Annotated in this window: 17 protein-coding genes; 2 read left to right on the top strand and 15 right to left on the bottom strand. The window is 74.2% G+C overall.

What is annotated here, in order from left to right; genetic code table 11:
- Positions 1-92: 92 nt before the first annotated feature.
- The 3 genes from AB0G59_RS03300 to AB0G59_RS03290 form a co-directional block, all read right to left on the bottom strand.
- The gene (locus AB0G59_RS03300) at positions 93-2,084 is read right to left on the bottom strand and encodes a DUF5107 domain-containing protein (protein WP_360907414.1); all 1,992 of its coding nucleotides are present in this window, start codon (positions 2,082-2,084) and stop codon (positions 93-95) included.
- A 192-nt stretch (positions 2,085-2,276) separates the two neighbouring features.
- Complete coding sequence (locus AB0G59_RS03295) at positions 2,277-3,728, bottom strand: CoA transferase (protein ID WP_360907412.1); 1,452 nt, start codon at positions 3,726-3,728, stop codon at positions 2,277-2,279.
- Entirely contained in the window at positions 3,725-5,047 is a 1,323-nt protein-coding gene (locus AB0G59_RS03290) for a hypothetical protein (protein ID WP_360907410.1), read from the bottom strand. Before AB0G59_RS03290 ends, AB0G59_RS03295 begins: the two co-directional genes overlap by 4 nt.
- Before the next feature lie 267 nt (positions 5,048-5,314).
- Between AB0G59_RS03290 and AB0G59_RS03285 the strand changes: the two genes are divergently transcribed.
- On the top strand, positions 5,315-6,100 hold the full coding sequence (locus AB0G59_RS03285) for an HAD hydrolase-like protein (RefSeq protein ID WP_360907408.1): 786 nt from the start codon (positions 5,315-5,317) through the stop codon (positions 6,098-6,100).
- Positions 6,101-6,134: 34 nt separating this feature from the next.
- Here AB0G59_RS03285 and AB0G59_RS03280 read toward each other — a convergent pair whose 3' ends face one another.
- The 7 genes from AB0G59_RS03280 to AB0G59_RS03250 form a co-directional block, all read right to left on the bottom strand.
- Positions 6,135-6,833, bottom strand: coding sequence for a 4'-phosphopantetheinyl transferase superfamily protein (locus AB0G59_RS03280; protein WP_360907406.1), 699 nt, complete (start codon positions 6,831-6,833; stop codon positions 6,135-6,137).
- Positions 6,824-9,568 (bottom strand): AMP-binding protein, encoded by a 2,745-nt coding sequence (locus AB0G59_RS03275; RefSeq protein ID WP_360907404.1) that lies wholly within the window; start codon positions 9,566-9,568, stop codon positions 6,824-6,826. Before AB0G59_RS03275 ends, AB0G59_RS03280 begins: the two co-directional genes overlap by 10 nt.
- Complete coding sequence (locus AB0G59_RS03270; protein ID WP_360907402.1) at positions 9,565-9,795, bottom strand: phosphopantetheine-binding protein; 231 nt, start codon at positions 9,793-9,795, stop codon at positions 9,565-9,567. Before AB0G59_RS03270 ends, AB0G59_RS03275 begins: the two co-directional genes overlap by 4 nt.
- Positions 9,796-9,800: 5 nt before the next feature.
- The gene (locus tag AB0G59_RS03265; RefSeq protein WP_360907400.1) at positions 9,801-10,433 is read right to left on the bottom strand and encodes an isochorismatase family protein; all 633 of its coding nucleotides are present in this window, start codon (positions 10,431-10,433) and stop codon (positions 9,801-9,803) included.
- An 18-nt stretch (positions 10,434-10,451) separates the two neighbouring features.
- Complete coding sequence (locus tag AB0G59_RS03260; protein WP_360907398.1) at positions 10,452-12,101, bottom strand: (2,3-dihydroxybenzoyl)adenylate synthase; 1,650 nt, start codon at positions 12,099-12,101, stop codon at positions 10,452-10,454.
- A 2-nt stretch (positions 12,102-12,103) separates the two neighbouring features.
- Positions 12,104-13,234 (bottom strand): isochorismate synthase DhbC, encoded by a 1,131-nt coding sequence (dhbC, locus tag AB0G59_RS03255; protein WP_360907588.1) that lies wholly within the window; start codon positions 13,232-13,234, stop codon positions 12,104-12,106.
- A 911-nt stretch (positions 13,235-14,145) separates the two neighbouring features.
- Positions 14,146-14,940, bottom strand: coding sequence for a 2,3-dihydro-2,3-dihydroxybenzoate dehydrogenase (locus AB0G59_RS03250; RefSeq protein WP_360907396.1), 795 nt, complete (start codon positions 14,938-14,940; stop codon positions 14,146-14,148).
- 153 nt (positions 14,941-15,093) lie between these two features.
- Between AB0G59_RS03250 and AB0G59_RS03245 the strand changes: the two genes are divergently transcribed.
- Positions 15,094-15,912 carry an ABC transporter ATP-binding protein gene (locus AB0G59_RS03245; RefSeq protein WP_360907394.1) on the top strand — a complete coding sequence of 273 codons (819 nt, stop codon included), beginning with the start codon at positions 15,094-15,096 and terminating at the stop codon, positions 15,910-15,912.
- A 3-nt stretch (positions 15,913-15,915) separates the two neighbouring features.
- Here the strand turns inward: AB0G59_RS03245 and AB0G59_RS03240 are convergent, their stop codons facing one another.
- The 5 genes from AB0G59_RS03240 to AB0G59_RS03220 are packed head-to-tail and all read right to left on the bottom strand — an operon-like array spanning position 15,916 to position 23,304.
- A complete protein-coding gene (locus AB0G59_RS03240) occupies positions 15,916-17,913 on the bottom strand; it encodes a prolyl oligopeptidase family serine peptidase (protein ID WP_360907392.1) in 1,998 nt (665 codons plus the stop codon).
- A gap of 5 nt (positions 17,914-17,918) precedes the next feature.
- Positions 17,919-19,295: a M20/M25/M40 family metallo-hydrolase gene (locus tag AB0G59_RS03235; RefSeq protein ID WP_360907390.1), complete on the bottom strand. Its 1,377-nt coding sequence runs from the start codon at positions 19,293-19,295 to the stop codon at positions 17,919-17,921.
- A complete protein-coding gene (locus AB0G59_RS03230) occupies positions 19,288-20,121 on the bottom strand; it encodes a M55 family metallopeptidase (RefSeq protein ID WP_360907586.1) in 834 nt (277 codons plus the stop codon). Before AB0G59_RS03230 ends, AB0G59_RS03235 begins: the two co-directional genes overlap by 8 nt.
- A 52-nt stretch (positions 20,122-20,173) precedes the next feature.
- A complete protein-coding gene (locus AB0G59_RS03225) occupies positions 20,174-20,893 on the bottom strand; it encodes a class I SAM-dependent methyltransferase (protein ID WP_360907388.1) in 720 nt (239 codons plus the stop codon).
- A complete protein-coding gene (locus tag AB0G59_RS03220) occupies positions 20,890-23,304 on the bottom strand; it encodes a SpoIIE family protein phosphatase (RefSeq protein WP_360907386.1) in 2,415 nt (804 codons plus the stop codon). Before AB0G59_RS03220 ends, AB0G59_RS03225 begins: the two co-directional genes overlap by 4 nt.
- Positions 23,305-23,409: the final 105 nt, after the last annotated feature.

The following is a 23,409-nucleotide window of genomic DNA, read 5'->3' as shown; positions in this document are numbered from 1 at the left end:
CCTCCATCGATCACCGAAAGCACCAAGAAAATCACCGTAAGTGCCCAAAGGTCGGCCTGCAACAGAGAGGTGAAGGTGGTGGGCCGGCTGGTTCAGGAATGGAAGTCGTACCGCGCCGGCAGCGGATGCGCCTGGCGAGCACGGGCGCGTACGGCCTCCGTGACCGGCCCCTTCCCCGCCACCAGGCGCTCGGCGACGGCGTACCAGACGTCGGCGAGGGTGTGTTCGCCCTCCCGCAGGTCGTCCATGTCGAAGCCTTCGTCGAAGACCGCGCGCGCCCCCGCCGCGTCCCCCTGGGCGAGCAGGACGCGGGCCCGGAGCAGCCGGAAGCGGCCGTGCGCGCGAGCGCCGGACGGCTCGGCCGCCAGGACGGCGGCGGCGTCGTCGGCCCGCCCGGCGTCCAGCAGCGCACCGGCCGCCTCGAGCGCCAGCGCGGACCGGGCGGCTCGCGAGGCCCCGGCGACGCGTGCCTCGGTCACGGCGGCGGCGTAGCGGTCGGCGGCCCGCTCGGGGTGGCCGTCGGCCTGGTCGGCAGCGGCCAGGGCGCGCAGCGCGGGCCAGGTCAGGCCCTCCCGCAGGGCGCGCTCCCAGCTGCGGACCGCCTGCGACCGGTCGCCGGCGTGCCATTGGGCGACGCCGAGGTGATAGGAGGCGGACGGCCCGGGGTCGGCGGCCTCCAGCAGTTCCCGCCAGCGCGGCGAGACCAGCGAGTGCCCGGGCTCGGGCCCGTCCTCGGCGAGGACACCGGTGCGCAACAGCCCCAGCCACGCCCGCTGTTCGTCGCCCAGGGTCGCCGCCCGGAACGGCGTGCCGGGCAGGTCGAGCCGCCCGCGCTCGACTTCGAGCGCACCCCACCCGGAGCCGGTGGCCAGCATGTCCTTGGGCTCATGGTCGGCGTACGGCCGCCAGTCCGCGTACGCGGCGTCCACGGTGGCACGCGGCAGGGCCTCCTCCAGCCGCCCGGCGGCCTCGGCACGGGCAGCAGCCCAGTCGGCCCCGTGCACCCGCCCGGGGTCGGCGTCCAGCGGCCCGTACGCCTCGAGCCACGCCAGCTCGCCGCCCGCCTCCAGCCGCAGGTGTTCGAGCTGGGTACGGGCGAGCCCCGCCTGGATCTCGGCGTAGCCGCCGGTGCCCGGCTCGGTGAGCCACTCCTGCCAGCGCCGCCCGGAGGCTCCCGCACCCCAGACGAAGAGCTTGCGCCCCCGCAGCAAACCGGTCGAGGTCTGCACAAGCCCCCGCCCACGCTCGTCCAACGAGGCGATCCAGGGCCGCTCACCCTCAGGCAGGTCATAGAAGAAATCGGCGTGCCGATCCCCACTGAGCGGATAAGTGCCGTCGCAATCCCCAGACACCGGCACCGCAACATGACGCAGGGAACGCTCGTACCCGAAGTGCCAGGCGGAGTCGGCAGGGGCGAGGACACGGGTGCGCGCCCCTTCCGGGACGGCGGTGTTGGACCACCAGTACACAGGAGCGGGCCGATCGTGCGGATTGCGCACGCGCACACCGACGTACAGGAAGTCGGAACCGTCGGGCAGCCACAGATCGACCTGGAAGGGCAGATCACGCAGCCGCTCCCACTCCCACAGCCGCAGCATCTCCCCACCGTCGGGCGCGGGCACACGGGCGGCATGCAGCGGGGCGACGGACAGGGTGGAGTGTCCGGTGGCGCCGATGTTCCACTCGATGCCGCCGGAGAACCAGGCACCGTTGAGGGCGAAGCCGGCGGGCTGGAGCACGGGGTTGGTGTACAGGAGCGAGCGGCCGGTCGGCTTGTGCACAAGGGAGTGCACGCGACCGCCGAGAGAAGGCAGCACGGTGGCACGCAGCCGGTCGTTCTCGATGACGATCGCGTCAAAGTCCGTCGGCACACGCTCACGCCCATACCCATCACGCCGCCGCACGGGCAGCAGGGACCGCAGAGGTCCGTACCGCATCTGCCGAGCCATATCCGAGGGCATCCGGTCAACGGCCCGAATGTCCCGGTGCACGTCGCGAGGAGCCTTGAGCGGAGCCAGGGGATTCTCGGGCCCCAAAGGAGCGGCAGGCAGAGTCAGAACAGCAGGACGAACGGACGTGACCACGGCAACCTCGGCTTCCAGCAGGGCGGATACGGTGATCGATTCCCCAAGCGACGGAGCCGGACGCTTCGGGGTGCCAGTTCGCCCGGAACCGACCGGAGGGGCCGGGGGCGGTGTGGGCCCTGGCAGGGGCGTAAAGCGTGATTTGCGGCGGCATTGGGGGTGCCGTCAACGCGAAACGGCACCCGCCGTAAATCATGCAGCCCCAGAAGGGCCCGCACCGCCCCCGGCCCCGCCCCAGACAGCGGCGTCAGCACCCCAACGCCCCGCCACACAAGCCCAGTCGGACGGCCCACCGTCAAAGACAACGGGCGAAGAGACATACCGCACAGGCCCGAACGCCCCAGGCCGCTCCCGCATCCAGGGCTCAACGTCGCACTCCCCCACATCCCGCAACGTTTCGTCGCGCCCCACACCACGCGCCAACCAAGCAGCAGTCTGCGCAAGAGCAAGCCGCGCCAAGTACGTCCCGCCCCCGGCCCGCTGATCCGTAACGCCCCGCAGCACAGCGGCGGCCAGCAAATACCCCGTACCGTGGTCCAGGGCCTGCGCAGGCAGCACACCGGGCCGGCTGTCCGGACCGGCCTCGACGGCGGCGATGCCGCACGCGGCCTGCACCAGGCTGTCGAAGCCGCGCCGCCCGCCCCACGGCCCGTACGTGCCCCACGCGCTCAACTGGCCGATGACCAGCCCGGGCCGGCGCTCGGCCAGGGCCTGCGGCGACAGGCCGTGGCGGTCGAGCGCGCCCGGCCGGTAGCCGGTGACGACGACGTCGGCGGTGGCGAGCAGCTCGTCGAACGTGGCGCGGTCGGCCGCCCGGGCGAGGTCGAGCGTGGTGGAGCGCTTACCGAAACCGGTGTCGTTGTGGGCGTCCTGACTCTCCAGCAGGGAGGGCGAGTCGACGCGCAGCACGTCCGCGCCGAGCAGGGCGAGGGTGCGCGTGGCGACGGGCCCGGCGATGACGCGGGTGAGGTCGAGCACCCGAAGCCCGGCGGCGGGAAGCCCGCCGACGTGGCCGCCGAACCTCCGCACCGCCCCACCCCCGATCCGCTCCAACGAGAGCAGCGACCGCTGCGCGACCGCGGCCCCCTGCGGATGGACAGCCCATTCGTGCGGCGTGCGCACGGCGACGGCCAGCCCGCCGGCCGCGTGGATCTCCTCCTCCACCTGGGCGGCCTCGCGCCCGGCGAGCACGTCGGCGACGCGGCCGGCGAGCGCCTCGTCGCCGCCGGCACCGGCGTCCGGCTGCCCGAGGGCGGCCAGGAGCCGCGCCCGGTGGTGGGGGTAGTTGGCGTGGGTGCGCACCCACCCGTCGGCGGTGCGCCAGAAGCGGGACAGCGGCGCGAACGTGGTGGCCGCCCGTCCCCCGACGCGCAGGTGCCGTTCGCTGACGAACGCGGCCGCCACGGCGCCGTCGTCGACGCGTACGGCGGGAAGCGGGCCGCCGCCGCGCCGCGCGGCGGCCAGCTCGGCCGCGGCGAGCGCGCAGACGGCCACGGTCGACCGGGCCATCTCGCGCACAGGCAGCCGGGCCCGGAGCGCGCCTCCGGGCCCGGGCCCGCCGAGGCCGACGGCCGCCGTGAGGGCGGGGTCCCCGCCGAGCAGCGCCCAGACGTGGTCCGTCGCATCGGTCGATCTCTTGATCATCCCCCGAGTGTGGCACTGAGTGCCATCGACTGGGAAGAGGGCCGCCCGGACAGCACCGGACCTGCCACGAGGGCGCGTTGGACGCCGGGAGGCGCGGTGGCCAGCCCGTTGATCAGCTGTTCCTCGCCGAGCAGGACGCGGACGATCTGGCGGCTGTAGCGCTCCACGGATTCGCGCTGGAATCCCATGAGGGGCCAGCCCCAGACGGAGGCCAGGCAGACGCCGTCGCGGACGATGTACGGGTCGGCGGGGTGGGTGCACTCGACGATCGGCTCCACGGGGGTGCGGTTGGTGGCGCAGCCGCCCACCAGGTCGACGACGACCGTGCCGGGGCGCAGGACGGACTTCAGGTCGTCGTCGGTGACGATGTAGTGCGTTCCGCGGAACTGCGCGGCCAGTTCGACCCCGTTGATGATGAGGTCGCTGGACCGCAGGTAGCGGCGGACGGCCGGGCGGGCGGTGGCCCGCTTGGTGAGGATGTCGACGGTGGCCACACCCTGCCGGACGCATTCGTCGAGGGCGCCGAAGGCGACGTTGCCGTAGCCGAGGACGGTGGTCCTGACGGCGGCGGGGCCCGGGATGTGCCGGTTGTGTTCGAGGACGAGGTCGATGCCGAAGCGGGCGCCGGCCCGCCCGGTCTCGTGCAGGCAGTGGATCCGTCTCCCGCCGTACGCCTTCAGGGTCCGGCCGGCCCGGTGCTCGTCCACGCGGTCCGGCGGAATGGCGGCGGCGATCTCCGCGAGCTCGTCGGCGCCGATGGCGAGGACGGCAGGGTCCGCGGGGCGCGGGGGGTGGGCCTGAAGCACCTGGAGGGAGCGCGGCAGACAGCGGGCGGCGTACTGGAGGGCCCCATAGGAGTCGGCGGGGAACCCGACGAAGGCGAGGGACCGAGCATCGGGCGCGGGCGGCACGGAATGTGCGGAGTGGTGCCCGCCGAGAATCCGCTCCATGGCCAGCCGACTACGAACGTAAGGATCCGCGAGGAGTTCAGGGCTTTCGCATATCAATTCCATGGCGACGATGTTCACCGCGTTCTCGTCGGCGACGGCCACTCTTTCGGGAATGGACTGCACATGCGCCATGCAGAGCAGGCTGGATCCGGGGTCCATGTGCGCGAGGTCGTGATGGGCCGGCCCTTTGAGCTTGATGACCAGGTCTTTCGAGCGGTAGAGGGAGGCCCGTGATTCGATGGCCGCACCGGCCGCGACGTAGGCGGTGTCGGGATATCCCGTGGCCGCCCCGGCGCCACGCTCGACGGCTACCGCGCAACCATGCCTGACCAGTGCTTTCACACCGCCAGGGGTCAGCGCGACCCGCATCTCGGAGCCACATGGATTCTCCGGTGATTCATGCTCCGCCGCGAGCCCTATTCGCCGGAACGGTCTCATCGTCCTTGCCGGATCAAAGCCTGCGGTCATTTGCGAGCCCCCTTCCGTGCGGCACGGAGGACAGCGTTCGGCCAGAAAGGTGACCGGCCGCTCTCAGGATGGCAGGGGTCGTGGTGTTCCGCCCGCCGGGGTAGGATCGACAGGCGTTTCTCCATCGCACGAGGGGAGACAGCCATGGAATCCCAGGTTCGAACTCACGTGCAGTCTCACATCCGAGCACTGTTGATCGACATCAATGGAACCGTCTTCGACCACGGAATTGCCATAGAAGGCGCGCCGGAGGCCGTGAACAGCCTGCGGGACCGTGGATATGCGCTGCGTTTTCTCACCAATACCGAGTCCAAAACCGTCGAGGCGACGCTGGAGAGCCTGTGCGCCTGCGGTCTGGACATCAAGCGGGACGAACTCTTCACGCCGGTGGTCGCCGCGCGGACGCTGCTGGAGACATGCGCCGCCCCGCGCGTGCTGTCGCTGATGTCCGAGGAGCTGCGCAGGTCATTGCATCCCGACGGGCCAGAGGGCAACGGCCCTACACACGTGGTGGTCGGCGACTGCCAAAAGGTGCTGGACTACGAGCTCCTGAACCGGGCCTTCCGGGCGGTTCGCGCGGGCGCGGAGCTCATCGCGCTGCAGCGCGGCGCGCTCTACCGCACCCCGGAGGGCGAGGAGTTCATCGACACCGGGGCGATCGTCGCCGCCCTCGAGTACGGCACGGGCCGTTCCGCCCGGCTGCTGGGCAAGCCCTCCCACGAGTACTTCGGGCTCGCCGCCACGTCGACGGGCTTCACCGCGCACCAGACGGCGGTCGTCGGTGACGACGCCACGACCGACAACGCCGGCGGGAACGGGATCGGCGCGACCACGATCCAGGTGCGCACCGGCAAGTACGCGGGGCAGGCCGCCGAGGGGCTCGCGGTGGGGGCGCGGTACACGGTCGACTCGATCGCGGACGTACCGGCCCTGCTGAACGGCCCCCTCTCCTGAAGAACCGGCGTTGCCTCCCGCAAGCAGCAGACGGTCAGTGCACGGACAGCGGCATGGACAGCGCCACGGCCGCCGCGTACCCCGGCCCGGCATCGGTGTCGCGCAGCGCCCAGCCCGGCGGCGACGCGGGCTGCGGGCCCGTCCCGACGTACGTCACGGAGGGGCTCTCGGACAGCCCCCGGCCCGTGCCCTTGAGGTAGGCCTCCTTGCGGGTCCAGCACCGCGCGAAGGCCGCGGGGCGCTCCGCGTCGGGCAGGGCGTCCAGTTCGGCGGTCTCGGCCGGGTGCAGGACGCGCGCCACCTCGGCCGCCACGGACGGGGGCTGGACCTCCTCGACGTCCGCGCCCACCGGGGTGCCGGCGAACGCGAACAGCGCCAGGTCCCCGGCGTGCGAGAGGTTGAAGTGCAGCGGCGGCACCGGGCCCGCGACGGCCGGGCGGCCGTGCGGCCCGCCGCAGCCGGGGCACGGCCGACGGGTCAGCTCGACCGCCGCCGGGTCCAGGCCCAGGTAGGCGCCCAGCAGGTGGCGCAGCCCCGCGTGCGCGGCCACGAAGCGCTCCCGGTGCAACGGCCGTACGAACGCGGCGGCGCGGGAGCGCTCCTGCGCGTCCAGCACGTCGGCGCGGTAGCGCGCGCCGTCGGCCGGGATGCGCAGCAGCCAGGCGTGCGGCGACCCGCCGCCGGCCGGCCACGGGCCGGGCAGCGGGTCGTGGCCGAGCACCCTCAGGCGCACCGGTCGCGCTCCCCCGCCCGCGCGGGTTCCGTCGGCCCGGCCTCGGCGGCGGCATCCGCCGAGGCCGGAGTCACAGGGGCGACCGCCGTGCGGTCGCCGTCGGCGCGGCCCGCGTACTCGGCGGCGCCGTCCTCCCGCCAGCGGGCGAGGTCGCCCGTGCGGTACATGAGCGCGCCGGGCGGCCCGAACGGGTCCGCCACGAACCCCTCGCCGCGGCCCGCGTCCGCCGGCCGGTCACCGGCGACGTACAGCTCGCCGGTGACGCCGGGCGGGCAGGGCTGCCCCGCGGCATCGAGGATGTACAGCCGGGTGTTCCACACGGGCTGCCCCAGCGGTACGGGCGCGCCGGGCTCCGCCGGTTCGAACCGGTGGTGGGAGGCCACGGCGGCCGCTTCCGCGGGTCCGTAGAGGTGGTGCAGCCGGACGCCGGGCAGCACGTGGTGGAAGAGGTTCACCGTCTCGCGCGGCAGCACCTCACCGCCGCACAGCACCCGGCGCAGCCCGGCACAGTGCGCCACCTCCGTACCCGAATCCGCCTCCGCCTCCGCCAGGAAGCCGGCCAGCGCGGACGGCGCGAAGTGGGCGGTGGTGACGCCGTGTTCGCGGATGGTACGGGCCAGGGCGTCCGGCCCGGCGAGGACGAGGGTGGCGCCCTCCCGCAGCGGCCAGAGGAACTCCCACGCCGACGCGTCGGCGCCGGCGCCGGTCCGCTGCAGCACCCGGTCCCCGGGCTCCAGCCGGAACCGGTCCTGCATCCAGCGCAGCCGGTTGTCGACGGCCGAGTGGGGCACGACGACGTCACGGGGCGCGGCGGGGAGGACGTACGCGGGGTGCTGCGGGGTGAGCGCGCGGCCCGGGTCGGTGGGCAAGTGGTCGGCCAGCTCCGCCGTCAGCGCGGGGTCGTCCAGCGCCACGGCCGGGGGCGCGGTGTCCGGGAGCGCCGCCCGGCCCGCGGTGTCCGTCAAGACGCACACGGGCGCGGCGTCGTCGGCCAGGAACGTGAGGCCGTCCTTCGGGTGGCCGGGGTCCACGGGGACGTACGCCGCCCCCGTCTTGAGGACGGCCAGCAGGGCGACGACCAGCTCGGCGGAGCGCGGCAGGGCCACGGCCGCCCGGGTGCCGGGGCGCAGGCCCAGGCCGATGAGGTGGCGGGCGAGGCGGTTGGCGCGGGAGTTGAGCTCCGCGTAGGTCAGGCGCTGTCCGTCGGTGACGAGCGCGAGGGCGCCCGGGGTGCGGGCGGCGCGGGCCTCGACGGGGCCGATCAGGGTCGTCGGGGGCAGGGCGACGGTGGTGTCGTTGAACTCGCCCAGGACGCGCTCGCGCTCCTCGCCGGTGGCCAGGCCCAGCGCGGAGAGCGGCCGGTGGGGGTCGCCGTCGGCGATGCGGGTGAGCAGGTCGAGGAAACGCCGCTGGTGGGCGGCGACTTCGGCGTCGTCGTAGAGGGCCGGGTTGGCGTCGTAGTCGATGCGCAGGCCGGAGCCGTCGGCCCGGTCGTAGATGTTGACGTCCATGTCCTCGACGGGCCCGGCGCACACGTTGTGGGCCTCGGAGGGGGCGCCGGCGAAGGTCAGCCCGTAGTCGAAGGGCATCACGTTGACGAGAGGACCGACGAGAGGACCGACGAGCGGGCCGACAAGGGGGCCGACGGAGGCAACGCCAACGGCAGCGGCGTCGCGGCGCAGGTCGGCGTCGCGGTAGCGCTGGTGGCGGCGGGCGGCCCGGATGCCGAGGTCGGCCTGGCGGGCGAGTTCGGCGAAGGTGGCGTCCGGGGTCACGGTGAAGCGCAGCGGCAGGACGTTCATGACCATGCCGGGTACGCGCAGGGCGACGGAGCCCATGCGGCCCATCATGGGCAGGCCCAGGACGATGTCCTCGCTGCGGGTGGCGCGGGCGAGGTAGAGGGCCTGCGCGGCCAGCAGCACGTCGGGCCAGGTGGCGCGGACGGAGGCGGCCAGCTCCCGCAGCCGGGCGCTCGCGGCGGGGTCGAGGTGCGCGGTGTGGCGCAGGGACGTGCGCGAGGGCGGGGCGGTGCGGCCGGCCAGGGTGGGGACGCGGGGGCCCTCCGCCAGGTGGCCGAGCCAGTGCTCGCGGTCGCGGTCGTAGGTGGCCGAGGCCCGGTAGGCGGTGTCCTCGTCGACGAGGGCGGCGAGCCGTCCGAAGGGGCTCGGGCCGGGGTCGCCGCCGGCGACGAGGGCGGTGTAGGTCTCGGCGACGCGGCGGGCGATCAGGGAGTGGCCGTAGCCGTCGAGGACGGCGTGGTGGGCGCGGTGGTACCACAGCCAGCGGTGGTCGCCGACGCGGAACAGGGCGTGGGCGAAGAGCGGTCCGGCGGCCGGGTCGAAGGGGGTGGCGGAGTCGGCGCGCATCCAGGCCAGGGCCGCGGCCCGGGCGTCCCTGCGCTCGCGCAGGTCGGCGGTGTGGAGCGGGAAGCCGTGGCCGGGCGCGGGAATGTCCAGGGGCAGCTGGCGGGGTCCGGCGGGGGTGTCGGCGATGCGGACGCGCAGGGCGTCGGCCTCGCCGACGGTGCGGTGCAGGGCCTCGGCGAACAGCGTCGGGTCGACGTCGCCGTGGATGTCGAGGTACTCGGCGGTGTTGAGGGCGGGGCTGCCCGGGTCGAGGGCCTGGGCGCGCCACATGCCCGCCTGAGCGGCCGTCAGCGGCAGGCCGCCGCGCGGCGCGTGGCGCCGGGCGGGGGCCGTGCCGTCGACGGGCCGCTCCAGAGCGGGGACGGTCATGCCCGGGCCCCCAGCAGCGGCGCCCACTGCTCGATGGCCGGCTTCTCGGCGAGGTCGACGAAGGTGACCTCGGTGCCGTGGTCGCGGCGCCAGCGCTCGACGAGCGTCATGATGCGGACGGAGTCGAGGCCGTAGTCCACGAGGTTCTCGTCGTCGGGGATGTCGGCGGGGTCCTCGCCCAGGACGTCGGCTACGTCGGCGCGGATCTGTTCGATCGTGAGGGCCATGGGGGTCACTTTCCTTCGAAGACGCGGTCGGTGGTGGTGACGACCGCGCACTTGGCGGCCGCCCAGCGCAGTGCCATGGCGTGGTCCTCCGCGGAGAAGTCGGCGACGGCGTCGGCGACGAGGAAGGGCCGGATGTCGCGCATCCAGGCGTCGCAGGCGCTCATCATGACACCGATGTGGGCATATACCCCGACAATGATCAGCTGGTCGCGACCCTGTGCCGCCATGCGCTCGGCGAGGTCGGTGCGGACGAACGCGCTGTACTTCCACTTGGTGAGGACGGTGTCGCCCTCATCGGGGGCGACCGCCTCCGCGATGGCCTTGGCGCGGGCGTCGTCGGGCAGGCCGGGGCCCCAGAAGTCCTGCTGGAGGCCGCGCTCGGCGGCGCTCTGGCCGCCGGGCTGGGCGGAGTAGACGACCGGGATGCCCAGCCGTGCGCAGTCCTTCTTCAGCTGCCCGATGTTCGCCAGCAGTTCGGTGACGGGCGAGGCGCCGGCGGTGAAGGCGTCCATGAAGTAATTCTGCAGGTCGTGCACGAGCAGGACCGCGCGGTCCGGGTCGACGGTCCAGTCCACCTTGTTGGCCGGCAGGTCGGCCTCGGTGGGCATGGGGTAGGGGGCGATGGCAGGGAGCGCCATGGTGGTGTGGGGCCTTTCTCAGTGCTGTGGGGCGGCGGCGGTGTCGCGGAGCCGGGCGGCTATGGCCGCGCGGAGGTCCTTCTTGGAGACCTTGCCGATGCCGGTCTGCGGGAAGGCGTCGACGAACTCCACGCGGTCGGGGACCTTGAAGGCGGCGAGGCCGCGCTCGCGGACGAACTTCTTGACCGCGATGGACTTCACCGGCTCCGCGCCCTCGCGCAGCACGACGTACGCGCAGGTGCGCTCGCCCAGGTAGTCGTCGGGCATGGAGACGACGGCGACGTCGTGGACGGCGGGGTGGGCGAGGATGTGGTTCTCGATCTCCTCGGCCGCGACCTTCTCGCCGCCGCGGTTGATCTGGTCCTTCGCCCGGCCCTCGACCACGAGGTGGCCGCTCCCGGTGAGCCGGACGATGTCGCCGGTGCGGTAGAAGCCGTCGGCGGTGAAGGACGCGGCGTTGTGCTCGGGCGCCCGCCAGTAGCCGCGGATGGTGTACGGGCCGCGGGTGAGGAGGTGTCCGGTCGCGCCGACGGGCAGGTCGTTGTCCTCGTCGTCCACGACGCGGACCTCGTCGTCGGGCGAGATGGGGCGGCCCTGGGTGGTGACGATGGTCTCCTCGGGGTCGTCGAGCCGGGTGTAGTTCACCAGGCCCTCCGCCATGCCGAAGACCTGCTGCAGGGTGCAGCCGAGCGCCGGGCGCACGCGGCGGGCGGCCTCTTCGCTGAACTTCGCGCCGCCCACGAGGAGGACGTCGAGGCTGGAGAGGTCGTGCTCGCCGGCCGCCGCGGCCTCGGTCCACACCAGGGCCAGCGGCGGTACGAGGCCGGTGATGGTGACGCCCTCGCGCGCGATGAGCGGGAAGGCGACGTCCGGGCTCGGGCGCGGGGCCAGGACGACGCGGGCGCCGGCGTAGAGGGCGCCGAGCGTGCCGGGCGAGCTGAGGGGGAAGTTGTGGGCGGCGGGCAGCGCGCAGAGGTAGACGCTGTTCTCGTCCACGCCGCATATCTCGTTGGAGCCCCACAGCGAGTAGATGTAGTCGTCGTGGGTGCGCGGGATGAGCTTGGGCACGCCGGTGGAGCCGCCGGAGAGCTGCAGGAACGCCAGCTCGTGGGGCTCGGGGGCGTCCTCGATGGCGACGGGCTCGGTGGGGACGTCGGCCAGGGCGGTGTGCTCGCCGGGCTCGCCGACCACGAAGACGTGCTCGAGGGTGGGCACCTCGGCCCGCACCTTCGTCGCCAGCTCCCGGTAGTCGTAGCCCTCGGCGACGTCGGCGATGACGTAGGCGGCGGCCTCGCTGAAGGAGCAGAAGTGGCGGATCTCGGTCTCACGGTGCGCGGGCAGCGCGAAGACGGGGAGGGCGCCGATGCGGAAGAGGGCGAAGATCACCTCGAAGAACTCGGCGACGTTCGGCAGCTGGACGACGACGCGGTCGCCCTTGCCGATGCCCCGCGCGAGCAGGCCGGCGGCCAGCCGGTCGGCGCGCTCGTCGAGCTCGCCGTAGGTCCAGCGGCGGCCCTCGCCCGAGGGGTCCACGACCGCCACCCGGTCCGGGTGCTTCTCGGCGCGGTCGCGCAGCATCTGACCAAACGTTTCGCCGCGCCAGTAGCCCGTGGCGCGGTAGCGCTCGGCGAACTCGGCCGGGTACCCCGGCGCGTCGATGGTCGGCACGGTCACTGGTCTACCCCCACTGCCTGCAGGAACGTCTGGAACTTGGCGCCGGTCTCGGCGGTCTCGGCCTCCGGCGAGGACTGCTCGACGACGCCGGCGCCCGCGAAGAGGCGCAGCGTGCGCTCCTCGGCCTCGGCGCAGCGGATGGTGACGACCCATTCGCCGTCGCCACCGGCGTCTCCCCATCCCACCATGCCGGTGTAGGCGCCCCGGTCGAAGGGTTCGAGTTCGCCGATGACCTCGCGGGCGGTGGCGGTGGGGGTGCCGCACACGGCCGGGGTGGGGTGCAGGGCGCACGCCAGCTCGAGGGCGGAGACGGCGGGGTCGGCCGGTTCGCCGGTGACGGTCGTGGACAGGTGCCACATGGTGGCGGTCCGTACGAGCGTGGGGCGCGCGGGCACGTCGAGGGTGCGGCAGTAGGGGGCGAGGGCCTCGCGGACGGCGTCCACGACGACGGCGTGCTCGTGCAGGTCCTTCGCGGACTCCAGGAGCGCGGCCGCCCGGCGTACGTCCTCGGCGAGGTCGGCGCTGCGGGGCGTGGAGCCGGCGAGCGGGTTGGCGACGAGGCGCCCGCCGCGTCTGGAGACCAGCAGTTCGGGGCTGGCGCCGAGGAGGGTGCGGCCGGGGCCGGAGGGCAGGGCGAAGGTGTAGCCGGACGGGTCGCGGCGGGCCAGGCGCTGGAGCAGCCCCGGCAGGTCGAGGTCGCGGGAGGAGCGCAGCTCCAGGGTGCGGGCGAGGACGACCTTGCTGAAGTCGCCGCGCTTCATGCGGCGTACGGCCTCGGCGACGGCGTCGCCGTAGCCGGCGGGCTCGGGCACGGGCCGGATGTCCCAGTCGGCCGCGGCGGGCTCGGCGGCGGGCAGCGCGATGAGCGGGTCCTCGGCCAGCGGCGGCGCCCAGCGGACGGCCTCGGGCACGGCGAGCGCGGCGGGGGCGGTGTGGTCGAAGGGGACGACGCCGACGACGAGCGGCGCGGGGTTGCCGGCGAGCAGCTGCGCGTCGAGGGTGTCGGCCACGCGGCGGGCCAGCGGGGCGTCGCCGTGCGGTACTTCGGCCCGGGTGCCGTGGGCGAGGAGGGTGCGGGTGGGCGAGGCGAAGAAACGGGCGCGGCCGGGTTCGAAGGCGTCGAGCAGCGAGGTCGCCGCGCCGACGGCTGCGGCCCGCCCCTCGGGCCGGGTGCCGGACCGCCCGTCCGGGCGGGCGGCGGGCTCGCTCGGCCGGCCGGCGACGTGGTGAACCGTGGTCACCTGCTGCTCCGTTCCCCCGGTGGATCGCACCGGGCAAGGCTGTGAAGTAATGACGGACCGCCCCGGTTCGGGCACCCCGCCTCCCGCCACGAGGGCGGTAGGGACGGACGGACCCGGTGGGGCACTGCCGCCCTGGGCGATCCCGCCACGACGGCGGGGTTCGGACGCCCGGCCCCTGACGAGGGGCCGCACGCCCTGGTGGCACTGGCACCGCCGGGCGGACAAGCGCCGGGCCCGAAAGGCCCCGGCTACCCGGCCGCCTGACGGCGGGTCGGACGACCGGCCCCTGCGGCGGGGCCGAACGCCCGGATGGCATTGCGCCGTCGGACAGGGGCCCGGACGACGGGCCCAAAGGCCCGGCTTCCCGGCCGCCTGGCGGCGGTCGGACGACCGGCCCCGGCGGGAGGCCGGCCACCTTGGTGGCACTGGCGCCGCCGACCACGGACAGGCACCGGGCCCGAAAGGGCCCGACCACCCGCCCACCTGACGGCGGGTCGGACGACTGCCCCTACGCGGGGATGGACGCCCTAGGGGCCTTGCACCGCCTGACGGCGGATCGGGCACCGGCCCCGCCAGGGGCCGGACGCCCTGGTGGCGCTGCGCGCCGGGCCGATGGCCCGGCACGGGCCGAAGGGCCCGGCCGTGCGGCCGCCTGACGGCCGGTCCGGCCACCGCCCCCGTGAGGGGCCGGCCGCGCCGTGGTGCGGTACCGCGACCGGTTCCGGCGGCCCGAAGGGCCGTCCGGCGGCACGCCCGGCGACCGGCCGGGTTCGGCCGGTCCGGTCGATCGCGCGCCGTCAGGCGCGCAGCGTGGCGCCGCCGTCGACGTAGAGGTCGTGCATGGTGATGTGGCGGGCGCGGTCCGAGACCAGGAAGAGGACCGCTTCGGCCACGTCCGAGGGGTCGGCGATGCGGCCGAGGGGGATGCCGACGCGGTACGAGGCGGGGTCGCCGTCGATGACGCGGTCCGGGACCTGGTCGCCGGTCCACAGCTGGCGCTGCATCGCGGTGTCGGTGGAGCCGGGCGAGACGACGTTGCAGCGGACGCCGCTGCGGGCCAGCTCGAGCCCGAGGCACTTGGTGAACATGGTGGCGGCCGCCTTGGAGGCGGCGTACGCGGCCATGCTCGTGCGCGGCACTCCGGCCGCGTTGGAGCCGACGGTGACGATGCATCCGCTGCGGCGCTCGCCCATGCGGCGGGCCGCGGCGCGGGAGGTGTTGAAGACGCCCGTGGAGTTGACGGCGAAGGTCCGCTGCCAGTCCTCGTCGGTGATCTCGACGACGGGCGAAGTGCGCAGCACTCCGGCGACGTTGACGAGGATGCCGAGCGGACCGAGCGTGCGCTCCACGTCGTCGACGACGGCTTCGACGGCATGGCTGTCGGAGACGTCGGCGGTGTACGCGGTCACCGAGCCGGCGCCGTATTCCGCTTCGAGCTCCTTGATGCCGTCCGGCGTCGAATCGAGGGCCGCGACCCGCGCCCCTTTTGCGACCAGGGCGCGGGTCACGGCCTCGCCTATGCCTTGGCCGGCGCCGGTGACCAGCGCGATACGGCCGGCGAGTTCGGACTGCTCCACGGCGGTTTCCCCCATTCCATTTGAATTAAGGTAAGCCTTACCTTACATGACAGACCCGCTCGAAGGGAATTGACGTGCGAGGCCATGACGTCCCGACGCGTCAGAATCCAAGGGGACGGGGAAAACCGGGGGAGAAACAGAAGGCAACCATTAGGTTAGGCTAACCTCATGCGACTCGTCGTCGAACAGCTCACCGCCGGATATCCCGGCCACCCGGTCGTGCACGGCGTGGACCTGACCGTCCCGGAGGGACAGGTCGTCGCCGTCGTGGGGCCCAACGGCTGCGGCAAGTCCACCCTGTTGCGCTCCATCGCGCGCCTGCACCAGCCCGACTCCGGCACGGTCCGCATCGGTGACGCCGACGTCTGGGCGCTCACCCCCCGCAAGGCGGCGCACCGCATCGCCCTGCTCCCCCAGTCGCCTCAGGCGCCCGAGGCCGTGACCGTCGCCGGGCTCGTCCGCTACGGCCGCCACCCGCACCAGGGCCTCTTCCGCCAGTGGTCGCGCGAGGACGAGCGGGCCGTCCGCGAGGCGCTGGAGGCCACCGGCACCGCCGCCCTGGCCTCGCGCCGCCTCGACCAGCTCTCCGGCGGTCAGCGCCAACGCTGCTGGCTGGCCATGGTCCTGGCCCAGGAGACGCCCATCGTGCTGCTGGACGAGCCGACCAGCGCCCTGGACCTCGGGCACGCCGTGGACGTCCTCGAACTCGTCCGCGAGGTCGCCGCCGCCGGCCGCACCGTGGTGATGGTGCTGCACGACCTGGCGAGCGCTGCCCGCTACGCCGACACCATCGTCGCCATGCGCGACGGCCGGATCGTCGCGCACGGCCCCTCCCGCGAGGTCGTCGACGCCGCCCTCGTCCGCGAGCTGTACGGGATCGAGGCCGACGTCCTGGCCGCCCCCGGCGACGGCTCCCCCGTCGTCGTCCCCGCCGCCCGCACGGGCGCCGCCGGGGCGCCCGTCACGGCGGCGGCCGCCGTCAGCTGACGGTCATTTGACGAGTTCGAGGACGGGGACGCCCGGCACCTCCATGCCGAAGGTCTGGGCGTAGAGGGACAGCTCCGCCTCCAGCGCGCGGACCACGCTCGAGGCCCGCCGGAAGCCATGGCCCTCGCCCTCGAAGGCGAGGTAGGCGTGCGGCACGCCCCGCCCGGCCATCGCCGTCACGAACCGCTCGCTCTGCGCCGCCGGGCACACCGGGTCCTCCAGGCCCTGCAGCAGCACGAAGGCCGCGGTGACCCGGTCCACCCGGCTGAGCGGGGACCGGTCGCGGTAGCGGTCGGGGAACTCCGCGAACGGCCCGATGAGCGTCTCCAGATAGCGTGACTCGAAGTCGTGCGTGCCCCCGTCGGCCCAGGACATGAGGTCCATCACCGGGAAGCTGATGGCCCCGCAGGCGTACAGCCCCGTGGAGACCAGCGAGGCCGCCGTGGTCCAGCCGCCCGCGCTGCCGCCCCGGATCGCCAGCCGGTGCCGGTCGGCACCGCCCTCGTCGGCGAGGGCCTCGGCCACGGCCGCGCAGTCCTCCACGTCCACGATCCCCCACCGCCCCGCCAGCCGGTCGCGGTACTCGCGCCCGTAGCCGGTGGAGCCGCCGTAGTTGACCTGGGCCACGCCTATGCCGCGCGAGGTGAAGTAGGCGATCTCCAGGTCCAGCACCAGCGGCGAGCGGCTGGTGGGGCCGCCGTGGGCCCACACCACGAACGGCGGCAGCTCGTCGGCGGGCGCCGTGTGGTCGGGGCTGTGCGGCGGATAGATGTGGGCGTGCACCTCGCGTCCGTCCGGTCCGGTGAAGGTGCGGATGAGCGGCTCGGGGTAGTACGCCGGGTCGACCGCGTCCGTGTGCCGGGCGCCGATCGCCCGGGCCCTGCCGGTGCGGGTGTCGAGCTCGACCACCTCGAAGGCCGTGCGCGGGCTCGCCGCCACACCGATGACGCGGCTGTCGCCGGCCGCCAGCGTCGCGGCCCACTCCGTCCACGGCCCCGCGGCGTCCACCAACTCCCCGGTCTCGGGGTCGAGTATCCCCAGCGTCTGGGCGCCGCGGCCGTGCACGACGGCGATCGGCCCGGCGGCCAGCGGGACGAACCAGCGCTGCCCCACCTTCCACAGCGGCCCCGCGAACTCCTCCTCGCGGCGACAGAGATTGACGCTCTCGCCGGTCTCCGGATCGAGACGGTGCAGGTTCCACCACCCGGTGCGGTCGGTGACGGCCAGCAGCCTGCCGTCCGGCGCCCACTCCACCTGCGCCACGGCCTCCCCGGCACCGCCCATGACGGTCCGGGCGCCCGAGAAGCGCGGCCCGTCCCCGCCGGCCGTGACGTCGGCGAGCTTGAGCTCCGAGCCGTCCCAGGGCATGCGCGGGTGGTCCCAGGCGAGCCACGCCGCGCGCCGGCCGTCCGGGGAGAGCCGGGGGCCGGTGACGAAGCGGTGGCCGTCGTCGCTCAGCTCGCGCACGGCCGCGCGGTCCCCGGCGGCGGAGCCGTCCAGCGGCACGGCCGCGATCACCCGCCGCACGTCGTACGGCCCCTCGCCGGTGAACTCCTCCAGCACGCACCACACTTCGCCGCCGTCCGCCCGCAGCACCGGGTCGGCCCAGCGCAGCCCGCCGCCCACCTCCGACACCGGGGTCAGCGGCCTGGGCGCGCCGCCCGCCGGGTCGTCCGGCTCCCAGGCGTACAGCCGCTGGTCCGCGAAGTGCGCGAAGACCACCAGCGGCCCGCCGGAGGGCCGGGGGACGGCCGTCCAGGGGACGCCCCCGTACTCCAGCACCCGGCTGCGGACGTTCCACGGCGCGGGCAGCGCCTCCACCTCCCGTCCGTCGGGCAGCCGCCGGACCAGGGTCGAGCGGCCGTTCTCCGCCGGGCGCGGCGCGACCCACCACACCTCGTCACCGACCGTGCCCACGTAGTCCGGCCTGCCGTCGTGCGCCGCGGCGAGCTCCGCGTCGATGGGTGACTGCCAGGCTCCGTAGGGCGCCGTGGACACCATGATTGCTACGCCTCCTCAAAACGGTCCATCAGGAAATGATCGAGCACGCGGACACCGAAGTGCAGCGCCTCGACGGGCACCCTCTCGTCGACACCGTGGAAGAGCGCCTGGTAGTCGAAGCCCACGGGCAACTTGAGCGGTGAGAAGCCGTAGCCGGCGATGCCCAGGCGGGAGAACTGCTTGGCGTCCGTACCGCCGGACATGCAGAACGGCACCACCTGTCCCTCCGGGTCGAAGCGCTCCAGCGCCGCACGCATGCGCGCGAACACCGGGACGTCGACCGGGGCCTGCAGCGCGGACTCCCCGTGGTACACCTCCCACTCCACGTCGGGGCCGGTCAGCATGTCCATCGTGGTGCGGAACTCCTCCTCCCCGCCCGGCACGGTCCGCCCGTCCACGAAGCCGACGGCGGCCCCCGGAATGACATTGATCTTGTACCCGGCGTCCAGCATGGTGGGGTTGGCGCTGTTGCGGACGGTGGCGGCCACCAGCGCGGCCGCCCTGCCCAGTTTGCCCAGGAGTTCGTCCATGTCGAGACCGGGTGCGTCCGGGTCGGCCTCGATGCCGTGCGCGGCGGCGATCGAGCGCAGCGCGGCGCGTACGGTCGGGGTCAGCCGCACCGGCCACGGGTGCGACCCGATCCGGGCGACGGCGGCGGCGAGGGCGACCACCGCGTTGCGGCGGTTGACCTTCGAGCCGTGCCCGGCGGTGCCGTGCGCGGTCAGCCTGACCCAGGCCGAGCCGCGCTCCCCCGCGCCCACGGGGTACAGCCGCAGCCCTCCGTCGGCGTGGAAGGTGTACGCGCCGGACTCGCCGATGCCCACCGTGCAGCCCTCGAACAGGGCGGCGTGCTCGTCGGCGAGGAAGCCCGCGCCGGGGACGGCGCTGTCCTCCTCGTCGGCGGTGAAGGCGAGCACGACGTCGCGGGGCGGGCGCACCCCGGCACGGGCCCAGGCCCGTACGGTCGCCAGGACCATCGCGTCCATGTTCTTCATGTCGATCGCGCCCCGGCCCCACACCTGGCCGTCGCGGACCTCGCCCGAGAAGGGGTGCACGCTCCACTCGGCGGGCTCGGCCGGGACCACGTCGAGGTGGCCGTGGACGAGCAGGGCGTCCGCGCCCGGATCGGTGCCGGCGACCCGGGCGACGACGTTCGTGCGCCCGGGCTCCTTCTCCAGCAGGAGCGGTTCGAGGCCCGCCTCGGCGAGCCGCTCGGCGACGTACTCGGCGGCGGGCCGCTCCCGGCCGTCGCCGCCGCCCCGGTTGGTGGTGTCGATCCTGATCAGGTCCGAGGTGAACCTCACCACCTCCTCCAGCGCCCGTTCGTCGACGCCCCCGTGCCCCCCGTGACCCCCGTGCCCCCCGTTGATCGCATCAGCCATATTGGTCCTCCACCGCCGCGGACACGACGGTGGTGACCGCCTTGAAGCAGCGGATTGCCTCGTACATGGTCGGCATGGTGTAGGAGACCCGGCGCTCGCCGCTGTGTTCGACGCCCGGCACGGCCGTGGCCGCGCCGGCGAGGTGTTCGGCGTCGAACTCCAGCTCCATGGCGAACGGCCCGCCGCGCACCGGCTCGTGCCGCACCGCGAGCGCGGTGGCGGCCTTCGCCGCGGCCCTGATCTCCCGGGCCGTACGGGCCGGGGGACGGCACACGGCCGCGTACCGCGAGACGTAGTCCTTCACCGCGACCGAACGGGCCTCGGGCGCATAGCCCTTGGCGTCCTCGCACGTACGGTCGTCACCGGTCACCAGCACCACCGGAACACCGTATTCGGCGACGACCAGGGAGTTCAGCAACCCTTCGCTGGCCCGCGCGCCGCTCACCCATACGCCGGTGAGGGAGTTGGCCAGATAGGTGTGGGCCAGCACCCCCTCGGTGCCGGCCCCCGTGTGGTAGCCGACGAACGCGATGCCGTCGACGTCTCCGTGCTGAACCCCCTCGACCATGCTCAGGGTCTTGTGCTTTCCGGTGAGCATTTCCGCTCGCTCGTCCAGCTGCTCCAGCAGCAGATTGCGCATGCTCCAGTGCGCTTCGTTGACGAGGACGGCATCGGCGCCACCGTCGAAGAACCCGGCGATCGCCGCGTTCACGTCGGAGGTGAACAGGTGTCGGCACCGCTCCCACTGCGATGCGCCGGGCAGCACGTCACCGGGCCAGGTGACACCGGTGGCACCTTCCATGTCCGCGGAGATCAGGATCTTCACCATGCACCCGTTCTATCTCAGGTGGGGTGCTCGCGGCAGCAGTGCGGTGGTGTCAGGGGCGGCCGGCGGCGAACCACTGGGCCGGCAGGTGGATCCGTCGGCCGTCCGGGTGGAAGGCCGTCATGGCCAGTTCCGTGTGCCCCTCGGCGAGGATCTCCAGCCCGGCCGAACGCAGCAGTGCGGACACCTCGCCGTCGGGGGCGGCGGCGGGCCGCAGACCGTGCGTCAGGACGCGGCGCAGCTTGGCGGGCGGGCCGTCCGGGCCCTGGGCGAGGCCGGCCAGTACGTCGCCGGCCGCCCGGGTCGGCTCGACCACGAAGGCCCGCCCCCGCCGGCCGGCGAGCCGTGCGACGGCCCGCGCGACGGGCGCCCGGTCCTGGGCGTCGCTCTGGTGGATCACGGCCCGGAGGTAGACGTTGCTGTCGCCGAGCCGCTCGTGCAGGGCGCGGACCGCAGCCGCGTCGACCAGGTCCAGCCGGGCGTACTCCGCCAGCGCCCGCCGGTCGGCACGGCGTGCGCGCTCCACCGCGGCCCGGGACAGGTCCACCCCGACCGCGCGCGCGAAGCGGCCGGCCAGGAAGCGGGTCTGGGTGCCGTTGCCGCAGCCGAGGTCGACGACCGGCAGGGTGCGGTCGGCGTGGGGTACGAGGAGGTCCAGGTGGGGTGCGGCGGTCAGGGAGGGGTCGGAGTCCCAGATCGCGTCGCCCTGTTCGTCGGAGGTCTCGCTCCAGAATCCTTCCCAGGCGTTCAGGTACCGGTCCGTCACGCTCACGGGCGCACCAGCGTCTGCTCGAACCACACCGTCTTCCCCCGTCCCGTATGGCTGGCGCCCCACTCGCGCGCCAGGGCGCCCACTACCCGCAGGCCGCGTCCGTACTCCTCGTCCGCCGCCGCGTCGAGCAGCCCCGGCAGGGTGTGGTCGTCGTCGGTGACCTCGCACAGCAGCACCTCCGTGCGGACCAGGCGCAGCCCCACCTGCCGGGTGTCGGCGTGGCGCACGGCGTTGCCGACGACCTCGCCGACGAGCTGCTCGGCGACCGGGGCGGCCGACCGCAGTCCCCACGCCGCCAGCCGGTCGCGGACCAGCCGCCGGGCCCGGGGCACCTCGTGGGCCTGCGCCGGGAAGGTCCACTGGGCCACGTGCCCGGGCGGGATGCCGTTGAGGCGGGCCATGAGCAGGGCGACGTCGTCCTTGCGGCTGTCGCCGGTGTTCAGCGCGCGGATGATGGTGTCGCAGGCGGCGTCCATGGAGGCGGCCGGGTGGGCCGCGGATTCGCAGAGGGCGGCGAGTCCCGTGCCGATGTCCTGGCCGCGCACCTCCACCAGCCCGTCGGTGCACAGCACGAGCCGGTCGCCGGGGGCCACGCGTACCGTCGTCGTCTCGAAGGGCACGCCGCCGACCCCGATGGGTGCCCCGGTGGGCAGGTCCAGCAGGCTGCTGCGGCCGTCCTCGGCGCGCACGAGGACGGGCGGGATGTGCCCGGCGTTGGCGATGCGCAGCTCCGAGCGGATGGGGTCGTAGACGGCGTACAGGCAGGTGGCCAGGTAGTGCTCGCCGAGGCGTTGGGCGAGGTCGTCGAGGTTGCGCAGGAGTTGTCCGGGCGGCAGGTCGAGGGCGGCCATGGTCTGTACGGCCGTGCGCAGCTGGCCCATCATGGCGGCCGAGTTCAGGCCGTGGCCCATGACGTCGCCGACGACGAGGGCGGTGCGGGAGCCGGGGAGCTTGACGCTGTCGAACCAGTCGCCGCCGACCCGGCCGAGGCGGGTGCCGGGGAGGTAGCGGGTGGCGGTGTCGCAGCCCGCCGTGCGCGGGGTGAGCTGCGGCAGCATGCTGTCCTGGAGGGTGTCGGCGACGTTCTCCTGGTAGGTGTACATGCGGGCGTTGTCGAGGACGAGCCCGGCGCGGGCGGCGAGTTCGGCGCCGGTGGTGCGGTCCATGTCGTCGAAGGGCTCGCGGCCGTCGCGGCGCATGAGGACCATGAAGCCGAGGACGACGTTGCGGGCCTTGAGGGGGACGACCAGCATCGAGCGGCCGGTGATCAGGGGCCGCAGGTCCCGCTTCTCGAACCGGCCGGAGATGCGGTTGGCCAGTTCCTCGCCGATGCGCGGGATGAGGACGGGTTCGCCGGAGACCATGCACTGGAAGAACGGCGTGTGCTCGGGGAAGGCGATGGCCTCGCCGACGGGCACGGTGTCGTCCCAGCGGCCGGGCTCGTCGTTGTGCTCGACCCAGACGCGGTGCCAGACGGTGGTGACGTCGGGCGGGCCGTCGGGGAAGCCCTCGCCGGCGAGGACGGCGGCGCGCAGGTGGGTGCCGGCGAAGTCGGTGAAGCGGGGTACGGCGGCGCTGGTGACCTCGCGGATGGTCCGCTCCAGGTCCAGGGAGGTGCCGATGCCGCCGCTGACCTCGTTGAGGAACTCCAGGCGTTCGCGCACGGCGGCGTGTTCGAGGTCGGTCTCCTCTGCCGGCTCCCCCGCCGCCTGTGGTGCCGCCGTCCGCTGTGCGGCGGCCCGGGTGTGCTGCTGCCGGGCGCGCCGCCGTACGTACTCGGGCACGCCCCAGTCGTGGGTGACGGGGATCTGTTCGTGGTGGCTGATCTCCAGGGCGGGGTAGCCGAGTTCGAGGACCTGGGCGACGATGCGTTCGCTCGCGGCGGGGCCCATGCCGGGCAGGATGTCGGGGAGGCGGCGGGCGAGGCCGTCGGCGTCGGGGAACGCGGTGTGCGGGGCGAAGGCCGGAAGGACCCGTTCGAGGCCGGGCAGGGCGGTGGCGTCGGCGGCCAGGACGAGCAGCCGCTCCGGGCCGGGGCCGGCCAGGGGGTAGGCCCACCACAGGATGTCGATCGTGCCGTCGTCGTCGCCGGCCCGGGCGCGTCCGGCCCGGGGGTAGCCGGGTGCGGCCGGGATGCCGGGCGGTTCGGCGCCGAGGCCGGTGTCGGGTCCACCGGCGTAGGCGTCACGTCCGTCCGGGTCGCCCGGTTCGTGTAACGCCCCGTAGACGGGCAGGAGATCGGCGAGGGGCCTGCCGACGGCGTCCGCCCGCCCGGCTCCGAAGAGCGTGCGGGCGCCGCTGCTCCAGTGGGTGACGAGCCCGGAGGCGCCCGCCACCACCACCGCGAGGGGGACGCGCCCCAAGGCGGCTTCCCGCTGTGCGGGCACGGGTCCGGACGTGCCACGGTCCATGGGCGGTTGCTCCTTCGCACGCGTACGCAAGATCTCCCCACCGCCTACCACCGTAGAGGCCGCGCGGGACCGGGCGCGGGCCAATAACGGAATATGTCGTGCACC

It is taken from the genome of Streptomyces sp. NPDC021096 (assembly GCF_040641275.1).
GTDB lineage: Bacteria > Actinomycetota > Actinomycetes > Streptomycetales > Streptomycetaceae > Streptomyces.
This window is presented reverse-complemented; position numbering and strand designations above follow the sequence as displayed.

Coding starts and splice junctions, on each gene's coding strand:
- AB0G59_RS03295 (WP_360907412.1), bottom strand. CDS start 3,728: ATGATCAAGAGATCGACCGATGCGACGGACCACGTCTGGGCGCTGCTC.
- AB0G59_RS03290 (WP_360907410.1), bottom strand. CDS start 5,047: ATGCGGGTCGCGCTGACCCCTGGCGGTGTGAAAGCACTGGTCAGGCAT.
- AB0G59_RS03275 (WP_360907404.1), bottom strand. CDS start 9,568: ATGACCGTCCCCGCTCTGGAGCGGCCCGTCGACGGCACGGCCCCCGCC.
- AB0G59_RS03270 (WP_360907402.1), bottom strand. CDS start 9,795: ATGGCCCTCACGATCGAACAGATCCGCGCCGACGTAGCCGACGTCCTG.
- AB0G59_RS03265 (WP_360907400.1), bottom strand. CDS start 10,433: ATGGCGCTCCCTGCCATCGCCCCCTACCCCATGCCCACCGAGGCCGAC.
- AB0G59_RS03250 (WP_360907396.1), bottom strand. CDS start 14,940: ATGGGGGAAACCGCCGTGGAGCAGTCCGAACTCGCCGGCCGTATCGCG.
- AB0G59_RS03245 (WP_360907394.1), top strand. CDS start 15,094: ATGCGACTCGTCGTCGAACAGCTCACCGCCGGATATCCCGGCCACCCG.
- AB0G59_RS03240 (WP_360907392.1), bottom strand. CDS start 17,913: ATGGTGTCCACGGCGCCCTACGGAGCCTGGCAGTCACCCATCGACGCG.
- AB0G59_RS03235 (WP_360907390.1), bottom strand. CDS start 19,295: ATGGCTGATGCGATCAACGGGGGGCACGGGGGTCACGGGGGGCACGGG.
- AB0G59_RS03220 (WP_360907386.1), bottom strand. CDS start 23,304: ATGGACCGTGGCACGTCCGGACCCGTGCCCGCACAGCGGGAAGCCGCC.